Below are 7,047 nucleotides of genomic sequence, written 5' to 3'. Positions count from 1 at the left end.
GCTGGTAAACCATTATCAACAGTAAACTGACGTCGGCGGCCATCCGGCATCTGCATAACAATGCCTTCGCCTTCTGTTGCCAGCCAAAGCCGTTGCTGACTATCGACCATCGCTTTATTAATTAGAACACCAAGTGAAGGATAGCTCTGCCAGTTCCGGCCACTCACCCGGGCGATACCGCCCCGTGACCCGGCAACCAGTAAATCACCGTTGGCTGCCACATGCAAAGTACGAATGCCTGAATCAGGCAAACCGGTTTCAGCGCTACGCTCAAAAATATCAAAGCGCCGGCCATTAAAACGGGCAACGCCTTCCCAGGTGGCAAACCAGAGGTAACCATCCGGGGTTTGAGCAATAGCATTTACGGTGTTATGGGGCAGGCCGTCAACGGTACTCCAGCTGTCGCTGAAATAATTATCAAGACTGACTACCTCGTTATCTGTTGCGATTGCGGGTGCAACCAGCATGCCACTGAGGAAACACAGCAGGCAAAAAGCACTGTACCGGCAAACAGCTAACAACGGCATCGCCAATCCCTGTTTCAAGAAAGCTTGACTTGAGCCGCCAAGATTACCGCTTTTATCCTGACTTGGGAAGCATTCAGCTACAGCAGCGCCTAAAGTGCCGGCCGTACCCCGAGCAAATGACAAATCGCGTAACTCAGTTCGCTGCGGTTCAGGGTGTAAAAGTGGAACTGACTGACACCCTCCCGGCTTAACACTTTCACCATTTCCATCGCAATATTAGCGCCAACCAGATTGCGGGTAGTCGGGTCAGTATCCAGGCCCTGATAGGCTTTATGCATCCAACCGGGAATAGCGACATTGGTCAGGCCGGCAAACTTCTGTAACTGCTGGAAATTGGTGACCGGCAAGATACCCGGGATAATATCAACATCAATACCGATTGCGGCACAGCGATCCCGGTAACGTAAGAATTTTTCAATATCAAAGAAAAACTGAGTGATAGCCCGTGAGGCGCCCGCGTCAACTTTGCGTTTTAAATTCAGTAAATCGAACTGGGCATTCGGTGCCTGCGGATGAACTTCAGGATAAGCCGCCACTGAAATATCAAAGTCAGCAACTGAGCGCAGAATTTCTACCAAATCAGCTGCATATAAATCAGGTACTGCGGCACTATCCGGGGGTAAATCGCCTCGCAATGCGACAATGTGTCTGATGCCGTTCTGCCAATAGTCGCGGGCAATATCAATCAGCTGCTGCTTACTGGCATCAACACAGGTTAAATGCGGTGCAGCAATTAAGCCGGTGCGTTGCTTAATCGACTTAATAATATCGTGAGTACGATCCCGCTCTCCGGAATTGGCACCATAGGTGACCGAGACAAATGAGGGCGCAAGTGGCGCCAGCCGCTCAATAGACTGCCACAGTGTTTGCTCCATCTGGGCAGTTTTTGGCGGAAAGAACTCAAAGCTTACGTTAACTTTTCCCTGCACGTCATGCAGATTGCGATTAATTGCATCCAGATATTGCGCGTTAGCAAAGGCCATAATGATTCTCGTTAAACTGATATAGTCAGTGGCTTGCGCCGGTTAAAATAAGCTGCTGACATAACTGCGCCACATCAGCATGAATACCGCCCGCTGTCACTTGCCTGCCAGCCCCGGGACCTTTCAGTACCAGGGGGTTATCACAATACCACTGGCTTTCAATGACAAAAATATTGTCGCAGGGCGCCAGCGCGGCCAGCGGTTCATCAGGTGCCACCTGCATTAAAGTCACTTCAGCTGACGGCGGCGTATCGCCAAGCGTTAAACTCGCGGCATAGCGCAATACCTTGCCATTAGCATTGGCAGCAACCCGGGCTTGCTCCAGCATATTATCCAGCAACTCTCGTTGCTGCCACGCGTCAGACCAGCTGCCGGCAGCAAGTTGTTCAGGCATTAACGGCTGCAGGCTGATGTGCTCCAGCTCCAGACTCAGCCCCAGCTCCCGAGCCAGCACCAACAATTTGCGCTGAACGTCCTTACCTGACAGATCGTCCCGTGGATCAGGCTCTGTGAAGCCCAGTTCAGCTGCCTCTGCCAGTAAGCCGGAAAAAGGCTGACTGCCATCAAACTTACACAACAGCCAGGACAGCGTACCGGAGAACACACCACTTATTCTGGTAATGCTATCGCCACTTTGCCTCAGGGCCTGCATGACCTGCTGCACCGGAATACCAGCGCCGACCGTGGTATTGCTGCGCCAACTTAACTGACTATGCTCTAACGCAGCCCGGATAGCGTTATATTCTGCCAGCGGCAGCGTTACCCCTTGCTTATTGGCACTGATAATATGACAGCCCGCGTTGATAAAATCAGGATACTGTCGGGCAAATTGCTGGCTAGGGGTAATATCAACCAGGACTTTAGGGCCGGGAAGTTGCCGGATATGGCTCAGTAATTCCTCAGGTGAATAAGGTTCTGCTGCAAGTTCACTCTGCCACTGCGCCGGTTCCGGCGCGTTGCCCAACCAGGCCTGCCGGGAGTTAAACACCGCTGCCAGCTGTAGTTGAATATCCTTAGCCAGCGCCTGTTGCTGGGGCGGTAACATTCTTAAAAATTCAGCGCCGACATTACCGGTACCGGCCACCACCAATTGTAATTTAGGTTTAGTGACAACACAGTAGTGGTGGATCTGGTTTAATTCGGTCACGGTTAACTCCCGTTGAAACAGCCAAACGGCCAGGTGATTATTTTCATATACATGCTTAACCTCAAGCTGTTGTAACAGGTCAGCTAACGCTAGTTTTACCTGTTGCGCCCCCCCCTTGAGCCACGCCAGTGCGTAATAAGGACAGGTATCAGCTAACGGATGGCAGCCTTGTTGTTGCAGTAAATCCAGTGCCCTGGGCCAGCTTTCAGCGCTGATAAGCCAACGCTGGCCTGTGTCATCACCATTACTATTGTCCTGTGGTAGCACCACTACCGGGCTTTGCAGCTGATCTGCCAGCTTTTCGCTATTGATCAGCGGAAGACGAGGCAACGATATCAGTAGCACCTGGGTTAAACTGGTTAAAAAAGCCTGAGCAGGCGCAGTTGGCAGCACGATACAGCCCGTTTGGCCGGGCTGTATCGCACTTCGAACCTGCAAACCGATGTTGCTGCCAGCCAGAGGAGCCAGCGTGCGGGCGTGAAGTACCGGATTACCAAGCGCCGCCAACTGGCAGGCCTGTCGGACATTCACTGTATTATATGGCACAGCACTGCTGCATTTTCGCGGATCCGCGCTGTAAATTGCTCTGACGTCAGTCCAGATACTGACACGCTGAGCATTAAGCAGTACTGCCAGCAACGTTGCACTGTAATCACTGCCATTGCGACCAAGGGTAATGCTGTGGCCATGCTGATCCCGGGCAATGAAGCCGGTAACCACATAAATAGCGATTGCGCCAGGGCAGACCGGCGTTGCCGGGCTTAACCGTTGGCGCAGTTGCACTGAGCTGAGCTGCCAGTCAGGCTCGGTGCTGTTAAAAATCAGAAACTCTCTGGCATCCATTGCGACAGCTGGCCGGCCCTGTTCAATTAACACCGCAGCCAGTAGCGTCGCCGATAACAACTCGCCAATCGCTAACACCTCATTTGTTTGCTGGCGGGCTAACCAGTCTGGGATCCGGGCGAACCAAAGCGATAACTTTGCCAGCACCGGGGCTGCGGCTGGAGCTGGCAACGTAGCGCTGACCAGAGACTGTAACTGAGCCAGAAGTTGCGCTGACAGAGCACGGCAATCTGAGCCTTGCTGATAGCAGCTGATAATCGCCAGCAACGCATCTGTCGTATCGCCGGGCGCGGAAACCACGACCCAGGGCATCGCCTGTTGTTGCCCGATCAGACGGGCGACTGCCTGAAAACGTTCGGTACTGGCCAGACTACTGCCACCGAATTTATGCACCTCAAGCGCAGGCGCGACCGATGCGGCTGTTAATTGCTGACTCATCTGTCTTTACCACAATGCCGTTAAGGCGGGATTACGCCGGAATTGCTGGTCAGCTTTGGCCTGACCGGCATCGTCGCGGCTAACCGGTTGATGACTGCGAATTGGTTGCGGCTGGTTAAGCCAGTTTGCCACTGCATGAAAGCCGGCTTGTAAGTCAGCTATTAAATCTGCCGCGGCTTCAATACCAATCGATAAGCGAATTAATGTCGGGCCAATACCCGCCGTTTGCTGTGCAGCTGCGCTCATTGAAGCATGTGTCATGCTCCCCGGATGGCAAATAAGACTTTCAATACCGCCCAGGGACTGAGCCAGGGTGAATAGTCGCAGGCTGGCAAAAAACACCGGCAAGGCTTCAGCTGGCGCAGCCAAATCAAAACTACACATGGCGCCAAAACCTGCTTGCTGTGCTTTGGCTGTAGCATGGCCGGGGTGCTCTGCCAGCCCGGGATAATATAATCTGCTGACCAGGGGCTGGCGTTGTAAAAAGCTGACCAGCTCCGCAGTGGTTTGTTGCTGTAACTGCAGCCGGGGAACCAGGGTCCGTAAACCGCGCAAAGTCATATAACTGTCAAATGCAGGTCCGGTAACACCTAAACAATTCGCCCACCATTTTAACTCATCACCGACAGTCGGATCTTTAGCTATCAGCACGCCGCCGACAATGTCACTGTGGCCATTGATATATTTGGTTGTCGAGTGCACCACAATATCAGCACCCAATACCAGGGGCTGCTGTAATACCGGTGACAAAAACGTATTGTCTACCACCACCCTGGCATTTAACCCTTTAGCTAACTGGCATACCGCTTTCACATCGGTAATTTGCAGCAAAGGATTGCTTGGTGTTTCCAGCCAGATCATCGCCGGTTGCGCTGCTGTTATCCGGACTGCCCAGTCACGTTGCTGAAAATTAATGACTTGCAGTTTAAATGCCTGCTTGCGTTCAGCCAGGTTAGTAAACAAGCGATAGCTGCCACCATAACAATCATGCGGGATCACCAGGGTGTCGTCTGGTCCGAGCAATTGCAGCGCCAACAGACAGGCTGACATACCGCTGCCAGTTACTATTGCTCGTGAGCCTTGCTCTAATTGGCATAATGCGTCTGCCAGAATGTCACGTGTCGGGTTATTTGAGCGCGAATAATCATACTGGCCCGGGTGTTTAAACGCCGGCAGTTTGTAAGTCGAGGTTAAATATAACGGAGGAGTGACGGCACCAAACGCGGTGTCCTCGGCGATTCCGGCCCGGGCAGTAACAGTTGCAGCTGCTGAATAAGACATAACGACACCTTTTAGATGTTTAGACGTCTAAAAGTATATCGCTGAAAAATTGGAAGTCAAACCATTTAGCCGTCTATAATCATTATTTGTTGCTCACTATTGGACATGACTGGATAAAAAGTTAGAATTTGGCAACTGCGCGAGCAAATACGAATAACCATTATAAATAACTAAGGTATCCTTATGGCTAAATGGAATGGTGAATACATCCATCCTTATGCGGAACATGGTAAAAAGTCAGAACAAGTCAAAAAAATTACTGTATCTATTCCGCTGAATGTTTTAAAAGTATTAACCGACGAGCGCACCCGCCGCCAGGTCAACAACCTGCGCCATGCCACTAACAGTGAATTGTTATGCGAAGCATTTTTGCACGCATTCACCGGCCAGCCTTTGCCCGCTGACGAAGACTTACGCAAAGATAATCCGCATCAGATCCCTGCCGAAGTGCGGCAGATCCTGACCAGTATGGGCAAACCTATTCCGGTGATTATTGAGGCCGATACCACTGAAGAGTAATATCCCGCCAGACGTTTTCTAAAAAAACCGCCAGATGGCGGTTTTTTTTACCGGTAAAAAGTTCTGATACTGTTAAAAATCGCTGGCATACCGGCAGGTCAGCTGATCAGCCCGCGCTCCAACGCCAGTAATACCGCTCTGGTTCGGTCCCGCACGCCGAGTTTCGCCAGAATGGCCGAGCATTGGTTTTTTACCGTACCTTCAGATTTATACAGGGCGTTAGCGATTTCTTTATTGCTGTAGCCTGCAGCCATCAGTTGCAAAATCTCCAGCTCTTTGTCACTGAGCTTTTCCAGTTCAGCTGGCATCGCAAAATCCCCCCCGGCATGCCCCCGGACACTGCCCAGAAGTCGATCGGTGATATTAGGGGCGAACCAGCTGCCCCCCTCTGCCAGCGACGCGATAGCCTGCACCAGGGTTTCCAGTGAGACATCTTTTAATAAAAACCCTCGGGCACCACAGGAAATACTCTTCAGCACCAGCTCATGTTCATCAAAAGTGGTCAGAATAAGCACCGGGATATCTATCGCGGCCTGCTGCAATGATGCCAGGGTTTGTACACCATTCATCACCGGCATAGATAAATCGAGTAATACCACGTCAGGCTGTAACTGCCGGCATGCGTCCACCACCGTGGAACCGTCAGCACACTCGCCTACTACCTCCACTTTACCTGAGATCGCCAGCAGGCTTTTAATCCCATCACGGATCAGTTTCTGATCATCGACCAGCAGTACTTTATGCATAATCGTTCCCAGTATAAGGTAAGCTTATCGTCAGCTGCATTGCGCTGTTTTTCTCACTGATTAGCAGGCTGCCGTGGCATTCAGCCAGACGCTCACGCATACCGGTAATGCCGTTGCCCGGATGCCAACCTGCTGCAAGGCTGCCATTATCATAGATGATCAGCTGCAGCTGTTGATTTATCAAGGTTGCGATAATATGTACTTCTGTGGCATCACTATGTTTCAGGCTATTACTCAGTGCTTCCTGAATAATACATAACAAATGCTGGCCCTGCGTCAGATCAGTTACCATAATATCTGGCGGGATCTGTAACTTTACAGCAAGCTTCGCAGGGAGCAGTCGGGTCAGCGGCTTAACCGCATCCAGCAAGCTGATATCAGCATGCTCGCGCATGGTACTGACTGCCTCACGTACATCTGATAGCAGCAATTTGGCAAGCTGATGGCAATTATCAACCTGTTTTTTGGCCTCACCAGCAGTTAGATGACTGGCTACCTGTAACTGAATAGTCAGTGCCGTTAAATGGTGGCCGACCAGATCATGCAGATTACGGGCAATCCGG

At 51.4% G+C, this 7,047-nt stretch carries 7 protein-coding genes; 1 reads left to right on the top strand and 6 read right to left on the bottom strand.

Annotation, left to right across the window (positions count from 1 at the left end; genetic code table 11):
- The 4 genes from R3177_RS11890 to metB form a co-directional block, all read right to left on the bottom strand.
- Positions 1 to 527: two-component regulator propeller domain-containing protein (locus R3177_RS11890; RefSeq protein WP_318971245.1), on the bottom strand; the 527-nt coding region annotated here is incomplete at its 3' end.
- 89 nt (positions 528 to 616) lie between these two features.
- Entirely contained in the window at positions 617 to 1,510 is an 894-nt protein-coding gene (gene metF / locus R3177_RS11885; RefSeq protein WP_318971244.1) for a methylenetetrahydrofolate reductase, read from the bottom strand.
- A 25-nt stretch (positions 1,511 to 1,535) separates the two neighbouring features.
- The gene (gene metL / locus R3177_RS11880; protein ID WP_318971243.1) at positions 1,536 to 3,938 is read right to left on the bottom strand and encodes a bifunctional aspartate kinase/homoserine dehydrogenase II; all 2,403 of its coding nucleotides are present in this window, start codon (positions 3,936 to 3,938) and stop codon (positions 1,536 to 1,538) included.
- Positions 3,939 to 3,944: 6 nt separating this feature from the next.
- Entirely contained in the window at positions 3,945 to 5,219 is a 1,275-nt protein-coding gene (gene metB / locus R3177_RS11875) for a cystathionine gamma-synthase (RefSeq protein WP_318971242.1), read from the bottom strand.
- 183 nt (positions 5,220 to 5,402) lie between these two features.
- Between metB and metJ the strand changes: the two genes are divergently transcribed.
- On the top strand, positions 5,403 to 5,738 hold the full coding sequence (gene metJ, locus R3177_RS11870; protein WP_019675723.1) for a met regulon transcriptional regulator MetJ: 336 nt from the start codon (positions 5,403 to 5,405) through the stop codon (positions 5,736 to 5,738).
- 98 nt (positions 5,739 to 5,836) lie between these two features.
- On the opposite strand, the gene R3177_RS11865 is transcribed toward metJ, so the two are convergent.
- Positions 5,837 to 6,484 (bottom strand): response regulator transcription factor, encoded by a 648-nt coding sequence (locus R3177_RS11865; RefSeq protein WP_318971241.1) that lies wholly within the window; start codon positions 6,482 to 6,484, stop codon positions 5,837 to 5,839.
- Positions 6,477 to 7,047, bottom strand: a 571-nt coding sequence (locus R3177_RS11860; protein WP_318971240.1) for a sensor histidine kinase, incomplete at its 5' end; no start/stop codon positions are given. The genes R3177_RS11860 and R3177_RS11865, both read right to left, overlap by 8 nt.

It is taken from the genome of Arsukibacterium sp. (assembly GCF_033722355.1).
Taxonomy (GTDB): domain Bacteria; phylum Pseudomonadota; class Gammaproteobacteria; order Enterobacterales; family Alteromonadaceae; genus Alishewanella.
The sequence above is the reverse complement of the archived record's forward strand: the minus strand, read 5'-3'. Positions and strand labels throughout refer to the sequence as shown.

Coding starts and splice junctions, on each gene's coding strand:
- metL (WP_318971243.1), bottom strand. CDS start 3,938: ATGAGTCAGCAATTAACAGCCGCATCGGTCGCGCCTGCGCTTGAGGTG.
- metF (WP_318971244.1), bottom strand. CDS start 1,510: ATGGCCTTTGCTAACGCGCAATATCTGGATGCAATTAATCGCAATCTG.
- metB (WP_318971242.1), bottom strand. CDS start 5,219: ATGTCTTATTCAGCAGCTGCAACTGTTACTGCCCGGGCCGGAATCGCC.
- R3177_RS11865 (WP_318971241.1), bottom strand. CDS start 6,484: ATGCATAAAGTACTGCTGGTCGATGATCAGAAACTGATCCGTGATGGG.
- metJ (WP_019675723.1), top strand. CDS start 5,403: ATGGCTAAATGGAATGGTGAATACATCCATCCTTATGCGGAACATGGT.